Here is a 20844-nt window from a genome sequence, read left to right as displayed (position 1 = left end):
GACAGCGAGCGGGTCCGGGGATCGTCACGATCCCCGGACCCGCTCGTTCGTCGCTATCATGGGGCCATGAGCAGCGACGACATGACTTCAGGATCCGCACTTCCCGCGGCCGGTTCCCGAGTGCGCTCTGGCCTCGTTTGGTTTGGCTCACGCGGACGTGCCACAATCCCCGAGATTGAGCCGCTTGTGCGCGCCCTGCGGGCGAACCATCCGAAGGCGGACATCAGCGTCGTCGAGCGGGCCTACCGTACAGCCGAGGAACATCACCGCGGTCAAGTGCGCAAGTCCGGTGAACCGTATATCACCCATCCGGTCGCCGTTGCGACCATCCTCGCGGAGATGGGCATGAAGACCCCGACGCTTGTCGCAGCGCTGCTGCATGACACGGTCGAGGACACGGACTACACGCTTGAGCAGCTCGCTGCCGAATATGGCGAGGCGATTGCCAACCTCGTTGACGGCGTCACCAAGCTCGACAAGGTGCACTACGGCGCCGCTGCCCAGTCTGAGACGCTGCGCAAGATGCTCGTCGCGATGAGCCGCGATATCCGTGTGCTGCTCATCAAGCTCGGCGACCGACTGCATAATGCCCGCACGTGGCGGTTCGTGCCCGCCAAGTCGGCGGCAAAGAAGGCGAAGGAGACGCTGGAGATCTATGCACCCCTGGCTCATCGCCTCGGCATGAACATGGTGAAGTGGGAGCTTGAGGAGCTGTCGTTCAAGACGCTGTACCCGGATATCTACGAGGAGATCGACCGCCTCGTCACGGAGAGGGCACCCCAGCGCGAAGAATATCTGCGAGATGTCATCGACCAGATCGAAGAGGATTTGCGTCGTTCGGGCACGAAGGGGACGGTGAGTGGCCGTCCGAAGAGCCACTACTCGATCTACCAGAAGATGATCGTGCGCGGCAAGGCCTTCGATGAGGTCTACGATCTGGTGGCTGTGCGTGTACTGGTGGAGTCGATCAAGGATTGCTACGGCGTGCTGGGGGCGCTGCACGGGCGCTGGAACCCGATTCCCGGCCGTTTCAAAGACTACATCGCGATGCCGAAGTTTAATCTCTACCAGTCGCTGCATACGACGGTTATCGGACCCGGTGGCAAGCCGGTGGAGATCCAGATCCGTACCTTCGACATGCATGAGCGCGCCGAGCATGGCGTCGCCGCGCACTGGAAGTACAAGCAGAACCCAAACGCTTCGAGTGGCGACGCGGATCGCATGAGCTCTGACGAGCAGGCGAACTGGTTGCGTGCTTTGGTCGAGATGGAGCGCGAGACGGGCGATCCTGAGGAGTTCCTCGATTCGCTGCGCTTCGAGATCGCCGGCGATGAGGTCTACGTGTTTACGCCGAAGGGCCAGGTCATCGTGTTGCCGGCGCGTTCGACGCCCGTCGACTTAGCGTATGCGGTGCACACGGAGGTCGGCCACCGCACGGTGGGCGCGAAGGTCAACGGCCGCCTTGTCTCCCTGGATACACGCCTCGAGTCGGGCGAGACGGTCGAGGTCGTGACTTCTAAGTCAGATAAGTCCGGACCTTCGCGCGACTGGCTGGCTTTTGTCGCCTCTCCGCGTGCGCGCTCCAAGATCAAGGCGTGGTTCTCCAAGGAGCGCCGCGAGGAAGCTGTGGAGGCCGGAAAAGAGGCGCTTGCCCGCGCGATGCGCAAGCAGAACCTGCCGCTCCAGCGCCTCATGAGCCACGAGTCGATCCTGTCGGTCGCGACGTCCTTCGGCTATCCCGACGTGTCCGGCCTGTACGCAGCTGTCGGCGAGGGCCATATCTCCGCACAGAACGTCGTCTCCAAGCTGGTCGACAACCTGGGTGGGGGAGACGGCACGGAGGAGACGCTGTCCGAGGCCGTGACCCCGGGTTCTCAGAAGCCACGCTCCGAAGCCTCGGGCGATGCGGCGATCACCGTCGCCGGTCTGAGTCCGAACGAGATCTGGGTCAAGCTCGCCAAGTGCTGTACGCCGGTGCCCGGAGATGACATCGTCGGCTTTATTACCCGAGGCCAGGGTATCTCGGTGCATCGCAGTACGTGCGCGAACGCTGTCCGTCTAGAACAGCTGCAGCCCGAACGCTTCGTCGACGTGTCCTGGAACGAGGAGGGGCTGGGTGCTCCGTTCCGGGTGCAGATTGAGGTGCGTGCTCTCGATCGTGGCGGACTGCTCTCGGATCTGACGCGCGTGCTGTCTGACTATCGCGTCAACATTCTCGCCGCCGCGCTGAAGACCGACGGAGATCAGGTCGCCTCGGGTAACTTCTCATTCGAACTGGCCGACCTCGGGCACCTGAACGCGGTCCTGTCCGCCCTTCGTCGGGTCGATGGGGTCTTCGAGGCGGTGCGCATCGGCGCCGATTCATAGACGAGGCGCGGGCGGCCTGCGTCGATTCGCGTGAAAAGGGTGTTACATCCGTCCCCTTTTGGGTGATGAGCTTTCCCCTGCTCGTTAGATGTGACACACTAGATGTGTGTGTCACATCGGCACGCACCCGCGCCGGGCGTAAGCCCTCGTCTCAGAAGGAATATCGTGACCACGACGCCGATTCCGAATAACGAAACCGCTCCCGAAGCTGCCCCGTCGACGATTGAGGAGGCCGCGGTCTCGACGACGATTGCTGCTTCCGAGGTGCCCGAGCACCCCTTCGCCCGTATCGGCGAGGACGGCACTGTCTACGTCAAGGATGGAGACGAGGAGCGCGTTATCGGCGGCTTCCCCGAGGGCATTCCTGCTTCTCCCTACGCTCTGTACGAGCGTCGCTACGCAGACCTCGAAGCCACCATCAAGCTTTTTGAGGATCGCCTGGGCACGCTGAGCCCGCGCGACATCGACCAGACTCTCGCAACGCTGCGCGAGCAGGTCGCCTCCCCGAATGTCATCGGCGACATCCCGGCGCTGCGCGAGCGCGTTGCGGCGGTTGAGAAGGCCGCCGAGGAGCGTAAGGAAATCGCCCGTGAGGAGCGTAAGGCCGCCAAGGCTGCTGCTCTCGCCGAGCGCACTTCTGTCGTTGAGCGCGCCGAGGCTATTGTCGCCCAGGATCCCGCCAAGACCCATTGGAAGCAGTCGGGTCAGACCCTGCGCGACCTCCTTGATGAGTGGAAGAACCTGCAGCGCCGCGGCCCGCGCCTGGAGAAGGCCATCGAGGATGAGCTGTGGAAGCGTTTCTCCTCCGCGCGCACCCAGTTCGACCGTCACCGCCGCCAGTTCTTCTCGCAGCTCGATCAGGCCCAGTCCGAGGCTAAGCGAGTGAAGGAAGCCCTGATCGCTGAGGCCGAGGCTCTGTCCTCGTCCGTGGACTGGTCGCGTACCTCCGGTGCCTACCGTGAGCTCATGAACCGCTGGAAGGCCGCCCCTCGCGCGTCGCGTAAGGAAGACGACGCGCTGTGGGCACGTTTCCGCGCCGCCCAGCAGGTGTTCTTCGACGCTCGCCGCGCCAAGGACGAGGCCACCGACGCGGAGTACCGCGACAACCTCGTCGCGAAGGAAGCGATCCTCGTTGATGCTGAGGCCATCCTGCCAGTGACCGACATTGATCGCGCGAAGGCTCAGCTGCGTCAGATCCAGGACCGCTGGGAAGAGGTGGGCCGCGTGCCGTCCGCCGACCTGCACCGCATCGAGGGTCGTCTGCGTGCCGTTGAGGCCGCCGTCCGCGAGGCCGAAGAGAAGGAATGGCGCCGCACCAACCCCGAGACGCGCGCACGCGCGGCCGGCATGGTGGGTCAGCTTGAGGAGCAGATCGCTCAGCTCGAGCGTTCTCTGTCCGAGGCCGAGGCCAAGGGCGACGAGAAGGCCGCCAGGAACGTGCGCGAGGCTCTTGAGACCAAGCGCGCCTGGCTCGCGCAGATCTCCTCCTCCATGGAGTGACATGCGCCTTCACGTTATTCCATCGCCTTTCTACGCGGCGAATGGGCTCGTGCTCGTCCCTTCCGGGGCGGGCACTGCCCTTGTCGTCGACCCTTCAGCGGGAATTCAACACCTGATCCGCGAGGTCCTCGAGCTTGAGGGTGTCAGCGTGGGCGCGGTGCTTCTGACACACGGACACCCCGACCACGTCTGGGACGCGGCCGCGGTGTCCACTTGGGGAGTGGACGGAGGCACCGTTCCCGTGTACGTGCCGGGACCTGACATGTACCGCATGGATGCCCCGGCCTCGTTCCTGCCGATGCCGCTGCCCGACTTTGTGGGGGAGTGGGTCAAGCCAGCCGACCTGCGTGAGGTGCCCTCAGATTCGTTTGAGGTGTGCCCCAGCGTGTGGCTGCGCATGGTTCCCGCACCCGGTCATACCGAGGGATCGGCTGTCTTCCTGGGGGAGAGCCCGCTCGATATCCGGGTCAACAACCAGTCCTTCTACTGTTCCGATGAGGCGGTTCCGTGGGCGATGAGCGCAGACGTGCTGTTTAAGGACAGCGTCGGGCGCACCGACCTGCCCGGGGGCGACGAAACTCAGATGCGACATTCTTTGCGCACGATTTCCAACGCTCTCGATCCTCGCACCGTCCTTGTTCCCGGACACGGCCCGGCGACCACGCTCGCAGATGAGATACGCTCAAACCAGTATCTGATTCGCGCTCGTCGCATCGGCTAACCACCTTCGTCATAGAAAGAACGCTTAATGGCTCGCACGTCCCTGTCAGGTTTCCCCGAATGGCTCCCGGAGGGCCGCATCATTGAGATGCACGTCCTCGACGAGCTGCGTCGCGTGTTTGAATTGCACGGCTTCGCGGGCATCGAAACCCGTGCGGTCGAGACCCTCGAGCAGTTGGAAGCAAAGGGGGAGACCTCCAAGGAGATCTACGTGCTTGAACGCCTGCAGGCCCTGAAGGCCGCGGCGGCCGGTGCACGCGCTCCCAAGGACAAGGGCATGGGTCTGCACTTCGACCTCACGGTTCCCTTCGCCCGCTACGTGGTCGAGAACGCGAACGAGCTGGATTTCCCGTTCAAGCGCTACCAGATCCAGAAGGTGTGGCGCGGTGAGCGTCCCCAGGACGGTCGCTTCCGTGAATTCACGCAGGCGGACATCGACGTCGTGGGTAACGGTGAACTCCCGTTCCACTTCGAGGTGGACCTGCCGCTGGTGATGGCCGAGGCTCTGAATAACCTGCCGATCCCGCACGTGCGCGTGCTTGTGAATAACCGCAAGGTCGTTCAGGGCGTGTGTGAGTCCCTCGGGGTCACGGACGTTGAGGCTGCCCTGCGCGGCCTCGACAAGATCGACAAGATCGGCCCGGAGGGTGTGGCCGCCGAGCTGGCTCAGTCCGGCATTGATGGCGAGCAGGCATCCGTTCTGCTCCAGATGGCGCAGATCCGCACGTCCGAGTCTTCAGAGGTGCGCGCGCGTCTGGCCGACCTCGGTGTGGGCGGCGAACTGCTGGACGAGGGCCTGAAGGAGCTGACCGAACTCCTCGATACCGCGAACAAGCGGATGCCGGGTGCGGTCGTCGCGGACCTCAAGATCGCTCGCGGTCTCGATTACTACACGGGCAGCGTGTACGAGTCGGAGATCGAAGGTCATGAGGCTCTCGGCTCGATCTGCTCGGGCGGACGCTACGACTCCCTGGCGAAGGACGGCAAGCGCACCTACCCGGGCGTCGGCCTGTCTATCGGCGTCTCGCGCCTCGTGTCGCGCATGATTTCCGCGCCGATGGTGAGGGCCTCTCGCAAGGTGCCCACGGCGGTCGTCGTCGCGGTCATCGCGGAGGAGCAACGTGAGCGCTCGGAGGCGATTGCCGCTGTGCTGCGTTCGCGCGGCATCTCAACGGACGTTGCTCCCAGCGCCGCAAAGTTCGGCAAGCAGATCAAGTTCGCCGATAAGCGCGGCATCCCCTTCGTCTGGTTCCCGGGCGAGGAGGGTAGCGCTGACACGGTGAAGGACATTCGCAGTGGCGAGCAGGTGGACGCCGATCCGCACACGTGGGTCCTGCCCGAGGCCGACGCGGTCCCTACTATCGAGAAGGTGACCGACTGAGTGTCCCTCACGGCGGTTGAAGCAGCTCGCTCGCTGGCGCATGCCCTTGAGGAAACGCTCCATGCCATTCCGGAAGGGAGTCGTGGCGACGCGGAGCGCGCGCTGCGACGCCTGCAGGACGTCGTGTTGCCGCGCCTCGAGGATGCGGATGCACCCGTGCTGGTGGTCGTCGGTGGCTCGACGGGGTCTGGTAAGTCGACGCTCGTCAATTCGTTGCTTGGCCGAAACGTGAGTCGGGCGGGCGCGGTGCGTCCGACGACTCGGCGCCCCGTGTTGGTCTGCGCGCCCAAGGCACGCGAGTGGTTCATGTCGGACCGAGTGCTGCCGAGACTGGCGAAGAGCGAGGGCTCGGGTGGGGATAGCCTCGACGCGATCACGATCGCTGTCGAGAAGACGCTGTGGCCTGCCGTGGGCATTGTGGACGCGCCAGACATCGATTCCGTCGAGGACGGAAACCGTCGCCTGGCTGCAGAGCTGCTCGACGGCGCAGATCTGTGGGTGTTTGTCACGACCGCGGCCCGCTACGCGGATGCGGTGGCGTGGAAACACCTGGAGGAAGCCGCGAGCCGCGGATTGCGTGTCGCCATCGTACTCAACCGCGTCCCCCCTGGGGCGGTGCAGGAAATTCGCGAGGATCTGGCCTCGTTGGCTCGCCGGCGTGGCCTGGGTGAGGTCGCGATTTATACGGTCGAGGAACAGCCCCTCAGCGATGGGCGCCTGTCCGCCGAAGCAATCGCGCCGATCGGGTCCTACCTGGAGGGAATCGGACGCGATGCCGAGGAACGTGCCGCTATCGTACGTCGATCGCTGTCCGGTGCCGTCGCCTCGTCGTTGGAGGAGACGACGCGCGCACTGGAGGCTGCGAGGCAACGCAACCGTGAGTTCGAGGCGGCCGCCGGCGATATCGAGCAGCTCGTTGCTTCCTATGCCCGGGAAGTGTCCTCCACGTCGAGTGATGACGTACTGCGCGGCGAAGTAAGCGCACGCATCGCCGAGGTACTGGGCTCGTGGGATATGTCCAAGACCGTCTCGCGTGTGTTTTCTGGTCTGAGTTCGCGCGTGATGGGTGCATTTCGTGGACAGGCAGCCCCGGACGTTCAGGTGCAGCGCGATCTGACCGGAGGCCTTGCGCAGCATTTGGCAGACCAATACCACCGGGCGTGGGGTGAATCCCTGCGCAGGGCGCGCACGGTCGTGGACACGTCTACGTTCGATGAGCTGCTCGACGTCGATGCGGCAGAGCAGCGCGCACGCACAGTGGCGCAGGAGTGGACGCGTGAGGTCACGCAGATCATTCGTGGCCAGGCCGAGTCCTCGCGGGTCAGCGGGCGCATGCTCGCGGGCGGCATCAACGTCGTGACGGTCTCGCTGATGGTGGCCGCGTTTACGATGACCGGTGGTCTCACCGGTGTTGAAGTCGGTATCGCCGGGGCATCGGCAGCCCTGTCCCAGACAATCCTGGAAGCCTATTTCGGTGAACGCACAGTTCGTTCGCTGGCCGAGCAAGCCCGTGCGGCGCTCGAACGCCTCGCCGGAGAGTCTCTGTCGGCTGTCGTTGCCCCGGTGAGCGCGAGCCTCGATCGGGCTTCCGACAGGGTTCTCATCGACAAGCTGGCGGTGGCTGAGGAGAGAGCTCGGGAGGTGCTGGCGTGAGGCGAGCAACGAACCCCGTGGCATCGGCTGCCCAGCAGCTTGACGAGATATGCACCCTGGCAGCACCGGACCTCGATCAGCAGACTCTGGCGCACATTCGCGATCTCATTGATGTGACCGCCGAACGCAGTGAGGTCGACCCGTCCTGGTGCGTTATCGGCATGCTGGGAGGTACGGGTGCCGGCAAGTCCTCCCTCGTCAACGTGCTGAGCGGTGGAGAGGTCGTCACTGCGGGTGTTCGGCGCCCCACGACGAACGAGGCATGCGCCGTGCTGCCGCGAGGCCGAGAACCGCAGGAATTGCTGGGGTGGCTGGATATCGGTCGTCGGGTGGAGGCGCCGCAAGCGCTGCCTGGCGACACTGTCGTCGTTGATTTGCCGGACATTGATTCGGTTGATGCCCGTCATGCGGACATCGCCGATCGTCTGGCGTCGCGCGTCGACGCGCTCGTCGTTGTCGTCAACCCGCAGAAGTACGCGGACGCGCGTCTGCACGACGAGTGGCTGGTGCGCCTGCGCTCGTCGCATGCCTCGGTGACGGTCGTCCTGACGCACATCGATACCATTTCCTTGCCCGAGCGTGATGCGATCGAGCAGGATCTGCATCGTCTGCTGAGTGATCGTGGCATGGCTGATGCCGAGGTCTTCGCGGTATCGGCGACGACGGGTGAAGGAATGCGCACGCTCATCAAGCACCTGACGCGCGAGGCCGAGCGGGTCTCACGCCAGGCGTCACGCGCGCGTGCTGCGCTGCGTGAGGCCTCCCGGATACTGCGCGAGTCCTTGGAGCTGACCGGAACGGTCCGAGGCCTCGAGACCGATGGCCTGGCCGCCGAATTGGCTGGCACGGCCGCCGACCTCGCGGGTGCTCCGATTATCGCCGAGGCCGTGGCTGACTCGACGCTGCGAGCCGGACGCCGGGCGGGCGGCTGGCTACCGTTGCGCTGGCTGGCGCGTACGGGTGTGGACCCGCTGCGCCGCCTGCATCTGGATGATGAGTCGCGTGCCGAGGGGGCGACGACTCCGACGTTGCCGACTCGGTCCGCCTCCGATGAAGCTGCTTTCGTCAACGCCGTTCGGGGGGCGATTGGGGAGCGCGCGCAGGCGCGTCCCGCCCGTTGGCGTGCGGCGCTGGTCGAGCGTGCGCTCTGCGGGGCGCGAGAGGTCCCTGACGCAGCGCACCGTAAGGTTGCGGAGCACATTCGCGTCTCGACCGGAGCCCCGGCGCTGTGTCGTGCGCTGGGTGGTGCGCAGCTGCTCGCGTGGCTCGGCGTTGTCGTGGGTGTCGCGTGGATCGTCCTCGTGCACCTGGGCAGGGCTGTCCTCATCGATGTTCGGGTCCCCGCGATCGGGCCGATTCCGCTTCCGACGGCCCTGGTCGCGCTGTGCCTGTTGATCACGGTGCTCTGCGCGTGTGCGAGCCGAGCACTCGCCCGGTGGGCTGCATCGCGCCGTCGACGTGTCGTGATGCGTGACCTGCGGGGATTGTGCCGCGATGCGGTCGATCGACTCGTCGTTGCTCCCCTGCGTTCCGAGGACAATCGGCAGGTGACGATCGCCTCGTTCCTCGCTCGCCTGCCCGTCTGAGTGTCGTCCCGCCGCAATGGGCGGACGATTCGCTGACAGTGAGTTCGCCGACCACGCGCCTCTGTCAGCTGTTTGCGAGGGTATGCTGGTTGTAGCGATGAGGCGCTGCCCCTTGTTATGGTGCCCGCGGGATGCGGGATTTGTTGTTATGGGTGAGGCCGCGCCGAGGAGCCGAGTAGGCCCGCCCCGATGGTTTTGCTGACACCGATTGCACCACGCAAGGATGAATTATGCCCTCTGACGATTTCATGGAACGCGCTGACGACGAGCGCGAGATGACGGCGATTGCCGACGATATTGACGACCTCGACGACGCTCGTGAGTTCGGTGATGACCACGCGGACGAGGAGGACACGGACACCGTGACGTTCGCGAGCCTCGGCCTGCCCGAGGAGATCCTCGCGGCTGTCACCGATATGGGATTCCGCGTCCCCACCCCGATTCAGGCCGCCGCCATCCCTCCGCTGCTGGAGTTGCGCGACGTCGTCGGCATCGCCCAGACGGGTACCGGAAAGACCGCTGCATTCGGTCTGCCGCTCCTAGCGATTGTTGACGCGGACGAGCGCAACGTGCAGGCTCTCGTTCTGGCCCCCACCCGCGAGCTCGCGATGCAGAGTGCCCAAGCGATCGAGGATTTCGCCGCACGTACGGCCCGCCTCGACGTCGTCCCCGTCTATGGTGGCTCGCCCTACGGCCCGCAGATCGGCGCGCTCAAGCGAGGAGCACAGGTCGTCGTCGGTACCCCGGGTCGCGTCATTGACCTCATTGAGAAGGGCGCCCTCGATCTGTCGCACGTGCGCATGCTGGTCCTCGACGAGGCCGACGAAATGCTGCGTATGGGCTTCGCTGAGGACGTCGAGACGATTGCGTCGAGCGCCCCGGATGATCGACTGACCGCGCTGTTCAGCGCGACGATGCCCGCGGCCATTGAGAAGGTTGCCCGCGAGCACCTGAAGGATCCGGTGAAGGTCGCGGTTTCCACCGAGTCCTCGACGGTCGACACCATCCACCAGACCTACGCGGTGGTGCCCTACAAACACAAGATCGGTGCGCTTTCGCGCGTACTGGCTACCCGCGCCCAGCACATCAAGGAAGGCCAGGAAGAGGCTGACGCCGCGATCGTCTTCGTGCGCACGCGCGCCGATGTCGAAGAGGTGTCGTTGGAGCTCTCGAGCCGTGGATTCCGTGCAGCCGGCATTTCCGGCGACGTCGCTCAGACCGAGCGCGAGCGCATGGTCGAGCGCCTAAAGAACGGCTCGCTCGACGTGCTGGTCGCGACCGACGTGGCCGCCCGAGGCCTCGACGTCGAACGCATCTCCCTCGTCGTTAACTTCGACGTTCCGCGTGAGCCCGAGGCCTACGTCCACCGCATCGGTCGCACCGGCCGTGCGGGCCGTGAGGGCCGCGCGCTGACGTTCTTCACCCCGCGTGAGCACGGCCGTCTGCGCCGCATCGAGAAGCTGACGGGCACCGAGATGGAAGAGGTCGAGATTCCCTCGCCTGCAGCCGTCTCCGAATTCCGCGCGAGCCGCCTGCTCGAGGGCCTGTCCGCTCGTATCGAGCGTGGCCGTCTCGACATGTACAAGCGTCTGCTCGCCGACCTCGGCGATGAGATCTCCGTCGAGGACATCGCCGCCGCCCTCATGGCGACGGCCGTCGGCGACGAAGGCCCGGCCCCGCGCGTCGAGAAAGACCGCCGTGGCAACGGCAAAATCCGCCGCGAGGAACAGCTGGACGAGTCCGGCGAGTTCGTCGGCGCCACTTTCGAGGCTGGGCGTGATAAGGACCGCCCGCTCAAGGGCGGCGCGAACGGTGCTCGTCGTCGCGCGGGCGGCCGCCCGGCACCCGGCTCCGGTACCCGCTACCGCATTGAGGTGGGCAAGAAGGACCGCGTCAAGCCCGGCTCTATCGTTGGCGCCATTGCTGGCGAGGGCGGCATCGACGGCCGCGACATCGGCAACATCGAGATCTACCCAACCTTCTCACTGGTCGACATCACCGCGGACCTGTCCAGCGAGCAGCTGTCCCGTATCTCCAAGGGATACGTGTCGGGCCGTCAGCTGCGCATCCGCGTAGACGAGGGCCCCGGCGGCCGCTCTCACGGCGACCGCGACGGTTTCGAGCGCCGTGAGCGCCGCGACTTCGACCGAAATAACCGAGGACGCGGTGGCTACGGTGATCGCGAGGACCGCTTCGGGGACCGTGATGAGAAGCGTCCGCACCGCTTCGAAAAGGTCGACGGATCGCGTCCGCGCCGCAGCGTTCGCACCGAGCGCTGGGAGAAGGACATCAAGCGCGCCCGCCGCGAACGCGAGGGCGGCCGCGATGGCGGTTGGGACCGCGACGGAAGCCGCGACGGCGGACGCCGCCACTTCGGCAAGCGCCGTTACGACGACTGAGCGCTAGCTGCCTCACCCGTGGCGCGTTCCGATGAGGGACGCAGCCGCGTCACCGCGACCACGGTGAGGATCGCAAGCACAGCAGCAATCACCCAATAGGGAGCGTAGGCCGCCCCGCCCACCGTGGCGGTGGCGGCCCACGCGCTCATGGCGACGGACACGAGGGCGAGTTCGAGGGCAGGGCCCGCCGAATCGGCGACCTGCAGCCAAGAGGCCACGCGCCCGTGCTTGGCCTCGGGGGTGACCTCGAGTGCCATGACGGACAGGGGAGCGTGAACGAGACCGACTCCGAGGCCGACGAGCAGCCAGCCGATGAGGGCCACCCACACGGGGATCGAGGGGAACAGGATCGCTCCGACGGGGATCGCTCCGATCGCCATGAGTGTTCCGCCGATGACCGGGAGCCGGCGGCGCAGGTGTGCATGGTGAACGCGTGCCTGGCCGACCGCGCCAATCGACCATGTGATCGACCCGAGGGTGACCCACCAGGCGGAGGATGCCTCGGACCAGCCGTGCACGCGCTGGAGGATGAGCGGGATCATGACGGCGAGACCGACCTGTGAGGCCAGTGCGCTCAACCTCGCAAGGATCGCCGAGGGCATGCCGCGGCGGGACATGAACGTTCCGCTCGGCAGGAGTCGGGGCAGCGCCCAGGCAGTGATGCACGCGCCGAGGGCGAAGACCGAGAACTGCGCGAAGGGTGAGGACAGGGCGCCCGCAAGCTGGAGCAGCATGACGCCAATTCCGACAAGCCCGGCGTCTCGCGAGAGGGACGCGAGCACGGGGGAGCGCTGGCCGTGTGCAGTCGGGATCGAGCGCAGGACGTAGGCGATGGGGAGCGCCGCGACCGCAACGAAGAGCGGAACGACGCCGAAGACGTAGCGCCAGCCCCACTCCTGGGTCACGTGGCCTGCGATCGCGGGGCCGACCAGCGAGGGGAGAACCCACGCCAACGAGAAAGACGCAAAGAACGAGGGACGGTGACGGGGGGAAGCAACTGCTCCGACGAGGACGTAGAGCGGGACAATGAGGAGGCCTCCGCTGAGCCCCTGAAGCGCGCGGCCGATAACGAACACGACCACGTTTGTGCCTGCGGCGCACACCACCAAACCAATGGCGAAAAGAACCAATCCCGCGAGTAGGACAAAACGGGGGCCCTTCCAATCCGCCAGCGCGCCCGCGACCACGGTGGCGCTCAGCTGCGTCGCCAACGCCGCGCCCGAGGCGATCGGATACCACGCGGCTGCATCGAAAGATTCGACGACCGCAGGCATGATTGTCGTGGCGGCGAGCTCCTCGAAGGCCACGAGGGTAATGAGGAGAACCGAGCCGATGGCCAAGCCAATTTCGGACGGTGTCCAGGACGATCGGGCGGGGGAGGAGGAATCGGCGGTTGGCATGTTCACTATCGTACTTGCGGCACGCGCGACTCTTCGGAAGGCAGGCGTACAATGACACTGCCGCCGCCTGTCTCGCGGATGGTAACTACGAAAGGAATCACAGTGCTTCGCACTCACAACATTGGAACCCTCGGCACCGATCTGGTCGGCCAGACCGTGACGCTCACCGGTTGGGTGGATCGTCGTCGTGACCACGGTGGCGTGGCGTTCATCGACCTGCGCGACGCGTCCGGCATCGCCCAGGTTGTCGTCCGCGACGAGCGTGTCGCCCACGAGCTGCGCTCCGAGTTCGTCCTGAAGGTCACCGGCGAGGTCTGCGCTCGCCCCGAGGGCAACGAAAATCCGCACCTGGCCACCGGCGCCATTGAGGTGATGGGTGACGACATCGAAATTCTGAACACCAGCGCGCCTCTGCCGTTCCAGGTGTCCTCCAATGCTGAAGATTCCGGCAACGTGGGCGAGGAAACCCGCCTGAAGTACCGCTACCTCGACCTGCGTCGCGAGCCCGAGCAGTACGCGATCCGCCTGCGCTCGAAGGTCTCCCGCGCTGCCCGCGAGGCGCTCTACGCCCGCGACTTCGTCGAGATCGAGACCCCGACTTTGACCCGGTCGACCCCCGAGGGCGCCCGCGACTTCATCGTCCCCGCGCGTCTATCGCCCGGTTCCTGGTACGCCCTGCCTCAGTCGCCCCAGCTCTTCAAGCAGCTGCTCATGGTGGCCGGCATGGAGCGCTACTTCCAGATTGCGCGATGCTACCGCGACGAGGACTTCCGCGCTGACCGTCAGCCCGAGTTCACCCAGCTCGACATCGAGATGAGCTTCGTGGACCAGGACGACGTCATTGAGGTCGCTGAGGACGTCCTGAAGAACGTGTGGGCGCTCATCGGCTACGACCTGTCCACGCCGATCCCGCGCATGACCTACAAGGACGCGATGGAGCGCTACGGCTCGGATAAGCCCGACCTGCGCTTCGGCCTCGAGCTCACCGAGCTCACCGAGTACTTCAAGGACACGACCTTCCGCGTGTTCCAGGCCCCCTACGTGGGCGCCGTTGTCATGCCCGGTGGCGGGTCGCAGCCGCGTCGTACCTTCGACAAGTGGCAGGAGTGGGCCAAGGCGCGCGGTGCCAAGGGCCTTGCTTACGTCACGATCGCCGAGGACGGCACGCTGGGCGGCCCCGTCGCGAAGAACATTACCGAGGCCGAGCGTGAGGGCTTGGCTGCCGCCACCGGCGCCAACCCTGGTGACTGCATCTTCTTCGCCGCCGGCAAGCCGACGCCGTCGCGTGAGCTGCTCGGCGCGGCTCGCCTCGAGATCGGCAAGCGCTGCGACCTCATCGACCCCGACGCCTGGGCCTTCACCTGGGTCGTCGATGCTCCGCTCTTCAAGCCCACCGGCGACGCCGAGGCCGAGGGTGACGTCGCGCTGGGCCACAGCGCCTGGACCGCCGTCCACCACGCGTTCACCTCGCCCAAGCCCGAGTGGGTTGACTCCTTCGACAAGGACCCGGGCAACGCTCTGGCCTACGCCTACGACATCGTCTGTAACGGCAACGAGATCGGCGGCGGCTCCATCCGTATCCACCGCCGCGACATCCAGAACCGCGTGTTCAACGTGATGGGCATTGGCGAGGAGGAAGCCCAGACGCAGTTCGGCTTCCTGCTCGACGCCTTCAAGTACGGCGCCCCGCCGCACGGTGGTGTCGCTTTCGGTTGGGACCGCATCGTCTCCCTGCTGACGAAGTCCGACTCGATCCGCGACGTCATCGCCTTCCCGAAGTCCGGCGGCGGTTTCGACCCGCTGACCGAGGCCCCGGCCCCGATTACGCCTGCGCAGCGTAAGGAAGCCGGCGTCGACGCGAAGCCGAAGAAGCGCGGCGAGGAAGCATCCGAAGAATCGGACAAGTGATCTCCCGTCCGTGACTTTGTCCACGGAACCCCCATCGGTTACCGACCGGTGGGGGTTTCGTGCACAATGGGTACATGTCGTACGTCGAGATGCACCCTGAGAATCCGCAGGCACGTTTGGTCAATACGGTCGTTGACCTGCTGGAACGCGGCGGCACGATCGCGCTGCCTACCGACTCCGGCTACGCGGTCGCCACGAGGGCGGGCAACAAGGCGGGTATGGACACAATCCGTGCCATCCGTAAGCTCGATGACAAGCACAACTTCTCGTTGCTGTGTCACTCGTTTGCGCAGCTGGGCGAGCTCGTGATCATCGATAATCACGAGTTCCGCACCATGAAGGCGCTCACCCCCGGACCCTACACGTTCATCCTGCGGGGGACCAAGGAGGTCCCGCGCATCATGCTGAACAAGAAGAAGCACACGGTGGGTGTGCGCATCCCCGATCATGTCATTACGCAGGCGATCGTCGAGGCGCTGGGTGAGCCCCTGGCCTGTTCGACGCTCATCATGCCGGGCGAGGAAGAGCCGCTGACCGACGGTTTTGACGTGGATGATCGCATCGGTCACCAGGTTGATCTGGTGGTTGTGGGGCCCGTGGGCGTCGCCGAGCCGACCACGGTCATTGACTTTGCTGGTGGGGACGCTGTCGTCGCCCGCGTCGGTGCGGGCGATATTTCGCTCTTCGACTGATCGCGTGGCATTCGAGCAGACGGCTTTTTCGCGCACCGGTTTTTGCCGGCTGCGCTGGGAGGCGTCGGACGGCGTCTATCGTTACGCCGACGGGCTTCCAATCGTCGGGCCTCGGCTTGTCGTCAATGGGGTCGACGCCGTTCGCGTGACCTTCCAGTGGGGCGCCCAGGCTGCGGCTGATTGCTACGTCATCCTCAACACGATTACGGATCGGGCGCGCGAGCACCTCGACGACTTTTGCATGTCGATAGGGCCGGGACACTCGGACGCGCGGGCGCTCGTGTGCGCGCTTCCCGCCGATGTGATTCTCAGCTATCAAATGGGGATCGTCGGGCCATGGGGTCTTGAACCCGGGGTGCGTACGGACATGGGGGAGTGGATTCGCTTCCTTGAGGAGGCACGTCCTGATGAATCGAATCCCCGGAGAGTCGTGAATGGGCGAGGCGCCCCTGCTTCACTCTTCGTTGGCCCCGATGCGCGGGTGGTGTGGCCGTCGGAGGACCTGTCAGCGCCTTGGATGCGTGCGCCGCGAGAACATGAGATTGGCGCGCGTATCGATGCCCGGCTGGGGCAAACACGGCAGCGCCGGATCGTGATGTATGACGGCGAGGCGGATCCGACGTGCACGCTGATCCTCTTCGATGGCGAGATCTGGCGGGGTAACGGCGTTGGCTGGTTGCCTCGGCGCTATCCCGGCCTGCGCGTCGTGACAATCGACGCGGGAGATCTGGACGAGCGCGAGGCGGAGTTGACCGATGCGGATCGCGTCGGTGCTCTGCTGCAGGCAGTGTGTGATGAGGCGGGTGCGGCGCCCGTAATGGTTGCCGGCCAATCCTACGGTGGCCTTGCGGCACTTGAGGTCGCTCTGCGATTGGATGTGCCTGTCGACGTGATTGTCGCTCAATCCCCGTCACTGTGGTGGGGAGGCGCGCGACGAGGCATTGGTGAAGGAACACTGATGGGTGACCTGCGTGCAGGGTCGGTGAGGCCGCGCCGGGATATGCGGCTGCGACTTCAGGTGGGCACGCTGGAAGAGACGATGCGTCCGGTTGTGGACGACTGTGTCGAGCTCCTGCGGAGCCAGGGCGCAGCCGTGGAGCTCGACCATTATTGCAGTGGGCATGACGTGGCATGGTGGCGCGAAGGCCTTGTCCGCGCCCTTGATGAATGGGATGCTCTCACATGCTGACCAGCAGCGAGACAGAGTGAGTCACTAGCTCATCTATAGGTTAGGCTTACCTATGTACCTAACAAGATCGACTGAATTGAGACACCTGTGCATCTGTCGACCCGAGTTCGCGCCATTGTCGGCGTCGCTCTGACCGTTCTCGCTCTGGGAGCATGCTCGTCCAACCAGCCCGCCCCGGCCTCGTCCCCCGAGGCTTCCACGACGTCCGAGACCTCCGCGACGCGCACCGTCACCGACGCGTCCGGCCAGGAGGTTACCCTGCCGTCGCACCCCAGCCGTGTTGTCACGCTTTCTGAGCCGACGACCGACAATGCGCTCGCCCTGGGCGTGACTCCAATCGGTGTCGTCTCGGGCCGCGGCCAGCAGACCGTTGCTAACTACCTCGTCGATCGCGCGGGCGACATCCCGATCCTGGGTTCGATCGGCACCCCCAACCTCGAAGCTATCGGTGCGGCGCACCCGGACCTTATCCTTGTTGATGGCACCTCTGTGAAGAACAATGACACCGAGACGCTCAATGCACTGAGTCAGATCGCCCCCGTCTTCTTCACCACGCAAAAGGGCGGCGACTGGCGCGAGACCTTCACCCTGACGGCCGACGCGCTCGGCGTTGCCGACCAGGCTGAGGCCAAGCTCGCGGAATTCGACCAGCACGTTGCCTCCGTCAGCGCCCGCCTGAAGGATGCCGGCTACCTCGATCAGACCTACTCGGTCGTGCGTTGGCAGGGCGATAGCGCTGGCCTCATCCTCAAGGAGCTGCCCGCCGGCCAGGCTCTCACCGCGCTCGGCATGAAGCGTCCCGCAAACCAGGACCGTAACGGCGAGGGCCACTCCGAACCCGTCTCGCTGGAAAACATCGATCAGATTGACGCCGACTGGATCTTCTTCGGTACACTGGGCAAGGCCTCGGTGAACAACCCCTCCGCCGGTGGTAACACAGGCGTCGAGGCATCGGCTGCAGCCCTCGAAGAGGCGAAGACCACCGTCGGCTTCGACTCCCTCGGCGCCGTCCAGGCGAACCACGTCATTCCCGTCGACGGCTCCCTGTGGACCTCCACCGGTGGTTACCTCCTCATGGACGGCATCATCTCGAGCATTGAGGCCCAGTTCGTTCCGGCCTCCTGAGGTCGATGGCCGAACACACCGGGTCGATGACCTGACATGACTACTCGTCGCATCACCAGCGTCGCCATTGCCTGCGCAGTGGCGACGCTGGTGCTTGCCGCCGTCACCCTCGCGTCCCTCGCCCTGGGTTCGCGCCAGATTGCTCCCGACGTCGTGTGGGATGCGCTCGTGAACGGCGGAGCTAGCCAGGACGCCCAGGTGGTCACGCAACTGCGTGTTCCGCGCACCGTCGCCGCGCTCGTCATTGGCGGAGCGCTGGGGCTTGCAGGTTCCATCATGCAGGCGATGACACGAAATCCTCTTGCCGATCCTGGCGTCCTCGGCATCAACGCTGGTGCCGCCTTCCTTGTTGTGACGGTGACGGCCGCGAGTGGCGTCGCCACTCGCACGTCGACGCTGGGCGCTTCTCTCATCGGTGCGGGGGTCGCGGCAGGTCTCGTCTTCGCTATGTCGGGGAGCGGGGGAGGCTCTCGATCACGCCTTGCCCTGGCGGGCATTGCCGTCTCGGCCGCTCTCGCCTCACTCACTCAGGCTGCTCTCGCTGCGAACCAGTACGCCTTCAATGAATTCCGATACTGGGCATCGGGATCATTGGAAGGCGTTGATATGGGCTCCGTGGCTGCCGCCGGGGCAGTCATCGCATGCGGCGGCGTGGTTGCTGCCCTGATCTCCTCGGCTCTTGGGGTCCTCGCTATCGGTGAGGACACCGCGGTGAGCCTCGGTGTGCGTGTGCGCCTCATTCGCAGTCTCGGCGTCGTGGCCGTCACGGCTCTGGCTGGCGGGGCGACGGCGCTTGGTGGGCCGCTAACCTTTGTGGGTCTCGCGGTTCCGCTCTTGGTGCGACGCGTTGTGGGTGCTCGGCAGGGGGCGATTGCGCTGTGGTCGCTGATCGTCGGTGCCGCGTGGGTGTGCGCTGCCGATGTCACCTCACGCCTCGTGCTCGCCCCGGCCGAGGTCCCCGTGGGTGTCATCGTCGCTTTGATCGGTGCGCCGTTCTTTATCATAGGGTCGCGCGGAAAGGGCATGTCATGAGGCCAGCTCCGTCGCGCTACACAATTGTCTCGCTGCGTTGCGTGTCGGTGCGCGTGCACCGGCGCAGCGCCGCCGTCGTGCTCATCGGATTCGCTCTTCTGTGTGCATTGGCGGTCTATTCGCTCACTCTCGGTGACTACGGGCTCAGCGCCGCCGATTCATTCCGTCGTCTCCTCGGAGACGGTGGGCCTCGGGATGACTTTTTGGGCGTCTACTTCGTCCAGTCGGTGCGCCTGCCGCGTATGCTCGCGGCGGTGGCTGTTGGTGCAGCGCTTGGAATCGCCGGGCGTATCTTCCAGACGATCTCGGGCAATCCGCTCGGTAGCCCCGACATCGTCGGCCTGTCCACGGGGTGCGCGACCGGCGCTCTGATTGCCATCATTATTATGGGCTCGAGCCCCGCCGTCACAGGAATCGGCGCCTTGCTCGGTGGACTCGCCTCGGGCGCGTTCATCCTCGCGTGCGCGGGTGGTATGCGAGTGACGGGAATCCGCGTCGTCCTCGTGGGAATCGGATGTTCGGCGGCCTTGCGGGCGGTCAACTCGCTGCTCATCGTCAAGGCGCCTCTGGAGGCGGCCCAGCGTGCGCAGCTGTGGAGCGCTGGCTCATTCTCGGGCGTCACCATCGCGCGTCTGACGCCTCTGCTGATCGTGATCGCCGGTGTCGTTGCGGTGTGTGCCGTCTGTGCGGTTCCCCTCGGCCTCCTCGCGATGGGCGATGACATCGCGACAGGGCTTGGCGTCAGAGTGCGTCAGACCCGCATGCTCCTCATTGTCGTCGCCATTTTGCTTGTTGCGTCCGCGACTGCGGTCGCTGGGCCAGTCGCCTTCGTTGCTCTGGCGGCTCCGCACGTCGCGCATCGGCTGTGCGCGGCTGGGGGAGTCGGATTTGCCTCCTCCGCCCTCGTTGGCGCTGTGCTCGTGCTGGTCTCTGATATCTGCGCTCAAAGGCTTGTGGCTCCCGCTGAGCTCCCTGTCGGCGTCGTGACCGGCGTCGTCGGAGGCCTGTACCTTCTGTGGTTGTTGATTCGTGAGGTGAGATCGTGACTGAGATCGTTACGAGGCAGGGGCTTAGTGCTCGGGACATCGTCGTTGGCTATGGGAAAAACGATCCGATTCTGGAAGGATTATCCCTGGACGTGCTCGCTGGGGAGCTCACGGTCATTGTCGGCCCCAATGCGTGCGGGAAATCGACGCTTCTGCGTTCGCTGGCGCGTGTCCTTGATGTGCGCTCTGGTGTGGTGGAACTCGATGGGCGTAGCGTCGCGAACATCAACCAGAAGGCGCTTGCGCGCCGACTTGGCCTACTCGCCCAGTCGTCCGTCGCTCCGGGCGACATGCTCGTTGAGGACTTAGTAGCACGTGGGCGGTACCCCTACCAGTCACTCCTGCGTCAGTGGAGTCGTGAGGATGACGAGGCCGTGGCGCGAGCGATGGAAGACGCAGGGGTCGCGCCTTTGGCGGGGCGTCGCGTTGGGGAGCTTTCTGGTGGGCAGCGCCAGCGCGTATGGATAGCGATGGCGCTGGCTCAGTCTACTGAGATTCTGCTGTTGGATGAGCCAACGACCTACCTGGATCTGAATCATCAACTCGAGGTGTTGCGCCTGGTGGAGCGCCTGCAGCGTGCAGGCACGACGGTCGTCGCCGTGTTGCACGACCTGCATCTGGCATTCCGCTACGCGACGCACCTCGTGTTCATGAAGAACGGTGAGATCGTGGCTCAGGGGGCGCCGCACGACGTTGTGACGGCAGACCTTGTCGAACGCGTTTTCAGTGTGCCGTGCAGGATCATCGACGACCCTGAGACTGGATCACCGCTGGTGATTCCGACTCGATGACCCGTGTGTTGTGATCCCCAATATCTCAAATGTTGACCGGTGGGTCATGCAGTCC

General features: G+C 65.2%; 15 protein-coding genes. 14 read left to right on the top strand and 1 reads right to left on the bottom strand.

Annotation, left to right across the window (positions count from 1 at the left end; translation table 11 throughout):
• The first annotated feature begins 66 nt into the window (after positions 1–66).
• The 7 genes from ACTODO_RS06430 (at position 67) to ACTODO_RS06400 (ending at position 11606) form a co-directional block, all read left to right on the top strand.
• A complete protein-coding gene (locus tag ACTODO_RS06430; RefSeq protein ID WP_208853694.1) occupies positions 67–2367 on the top strand; it encodes a RelA/SpoT family protein in 2301 nt (766 codons plus the stop codon).
• A 165-nt stretch (positions 2368–2532) separates the two neighbouring features.
• Complete coding sequence (locus tag ACTODO_RS06425; RefSeq protein WP_003792512.1) at positions 2533–3867, top strand: DUF349 domain-containing protein; 1335 nt, start codon at positions 2533–2535, stop codon at positions 3865–3867.
• Position 3868: 1 nt separating this feature from the next.
• Positions 3869–4588, top strand: coding sequence for an MBL fold metallo-hydrolase (locus tag ACTODO_RS06420; protein ID WP_003792511.1), 720 nt, complete (start codon positions 3869–3871; stop codon positions 4586–4588).
• Positions 4589–4615: 27 nt separating this feature from the next.
• Entirely contained in the window at positions 4616–5968 is a 1353-nt protein-coding gene (gene hisS / locus ACTODO_RS06415) for a histidine--tRNA ligase (protein ID WP_003792509.1), read from the top strand.
• Positions 5969–7621 (top strand): dynamin family protein, encoded by a 1653-nt coding sequence (locus tag ACTODO_RS06410; protein WP_003792508.1) that lies wholly within the window; start codon positions 5969–5971, stop codon positions 7619–7621.
• Positions 7618–9207 (top strand): P-loop NTPase family protein, encoded by a 1590-nt coding sequence (locus tag ACTODO_RS06405; protein WP_244262532.1) that lies wholly within the window; start codon positions 7618–7620, stop codon positions 9205–9207. Before ACTODO_RS06410 ends, ACTODO_RS06405 begins: the two co-directional genes overlap by 4 nt.
• 230 nt (positions 9208–9437) lie before the next feature.
• Complete coding sequence (locus ACTODO_RS06400; RefSeq protein WP_003792506.1) at positions 9438–11606, top strand: DEAD/DEAH box helicase; 2169 nt, start codon at positions 9438–9440, stop codon at positions 11604–11606.
• Here ACTODO_RS06400 and ACTODO_RS06395 read toward each other — a convergent pair.
• Positions 11594–13006, bottom strand: a complete 1413-nt coding sequence (locus ACTODO_RS06395; protein WP_208853693.1) for an MFS transporter — start codon at positions 13004–13006, stop codon at positions 11594–11596. The genes ACTODO_RS06400 and ACTODO_RS06395 overlap by 13 nt on opposite strands.
• Positions 13007–13108: 102 nt before the next feature.
• Here ACTODO_RS06395 and aspS point away from each other — a divergent pair, with 102 nt between their 5' ends.
• The 7 genes from aspS (at position 13109) to ACTODO_RS06360 (ending at position 20789) form a co-directional block, all read left to right on the top strand.
• A complete protein-coding gene (gene aspS / locus ACTODO_RS06390) occupies positions 13109–14914 on the top strand; it encodes an aspartate--tRNA ligase (protein WP_196773338.1) in 1806 nt (601 codons plus the stop codon).
• Positions 14915–14988: 74 nt separating this feature from the next.
• Entirely contained in the window at positions 14989–15606 is a 618-nt protein-coding gene (locus tag ACTODO_RS06385) for an L-threonylcarbamoyladenylate synthase (RefSeq protein WP_003792502.1), read from the top strand.
• A gap of 4 nt (positions 15607–15610) precedes the next feature.
• Entirely contained in the window at positions 15611–16795 is a 1185-nt protein-coding gene (locus ACTODO_RS06380) for an enterochelin esterase domain-containing protein (protein WP_003792501.1), read from the top strand.
• Positions 16796–16882: 87 nt separating this feature from the next.
• Positions 16883–17920: an ABC transporter substrate-binding protein gene (locus ACTODO_RS06375; RefSeq protein WP_003792500.1), complete on the top strand. Its 1038-nt coding sequence runs from the start codon at positions 16883–16885 to the stop codon at positions 17918–17920.
• A gap of 36 nt (positions 17921–17956) precedes the next feature.
• A complete protein-coding gene (locus ACTODO_RS06370) occupies positions 17957–18952 on the top strand; it encodes a FecCD family ABC transporter permease (protein ID WP_003792498.1) in 996 nt (331 codons plus the stop codon).
• Complete coding sequence (locus ACTODO_RS06365) at positions 18949–19998, top strand: FecCD family ABC transporter permease (protein WP_034512215.1); 1050 nt, start codon at positions 18949–18951, stop codon at positions 19996–19998. The genes ACTODO_RS06370 and ACTODO_RS06365 overlap by 4 nt, the downstream gene beginning before the upstream one ends.
• Complete coding sequence (locus ACTODO_RS06360; RefSeq protein WP_003792496.1) at positions 19995–20789, top strand: ABC transporter ATP-binding protein; 795 nt, start codon at positions 19995–19997, stop codon at positions 20787–20789. The genes ACTODO_RS06365 and ACTODO_RS06360 overlap by 4 nt, the downstream gene beginning before the upstream one ends.
• The last annotated feature ends 55 nt before the right edge of the window (positions 20790–20844 follow it).

The organism is Schaalia dentiphila ATCC 17982 (assembly GCF_000154225.1).
Taxonomy (GTDB): domain Bacteria; phylum Actinomycetota; class Actinomycetes; order Actinomycetales; family Actinomycetaceae; genus Pauljensenia; species Pauljensenia dentiphila.
Note: the sequence above shows the minus strand (reverse complement) of the source record. Positions and strands in the feature narration are given on the sequence as shown.

Excerpts from the sequence above, each read along its gene's own strand:
- ACTODO_RS06430 (WP_208853694.1), top strand. The coding sequence starts at position 67 with ATGAGCAGCGACGACATGACTTCAGGATCCGCACTTCCCGCGGCCGGT.
- ACTODO_RS06420 (WP_003792511.1), top strand. The coding sequence starts at position 3,869 with ATGCGCCTTCACGTTATTCCATCGCCTTTCTACGCGGCGAATGGGCTC.
- hisS (WP_003792509.1), top strand. The coding sequence starts at position 4,616 with ATGGCTCGCACGTCCCTGTCAGGTTTCCCCGAATGGCTCCCGGAGGGC.
- ACTODO_RS06400 (WP_003792506.1), top strand. The coding sequence starts at position 9,438 with ATGCCCTCTGACGATTTCATGGAACGCGCTGACGACGAGCGCGAGATG.
- ACTODO_RS06395 (WP_208853693.1), bottom strand. The coding sequence starts at position 13,006 with ATGCCAACCGCCGATTCCTCCTCCCCCGCCCGATCGTCCTGGACACCG.
- ACTODO_RS06385 (WP_003792502.1), top strand. The coding sequence starts at position 14,989 with ATGTCGTACGTCGAGATGCACCCTGAGAATCCGCAGGCACGTTTGGTC.
- ACTODO_RS06370 (WP_003792498.1), top strand. The coding sequence starts at position 17,957 with ATGACTACTCGTCGCATCACCAGCGTCGCCATTGCCTGCGCAGTGGCG.
- ACTODO_RS06365 (WP_034512215.1), top strand. The coding sequence starts at position 18,949 with ATGAGGCCAGCTCCGTCGCGCTACACAATTGTCTCGCTGCGTTGCGTG.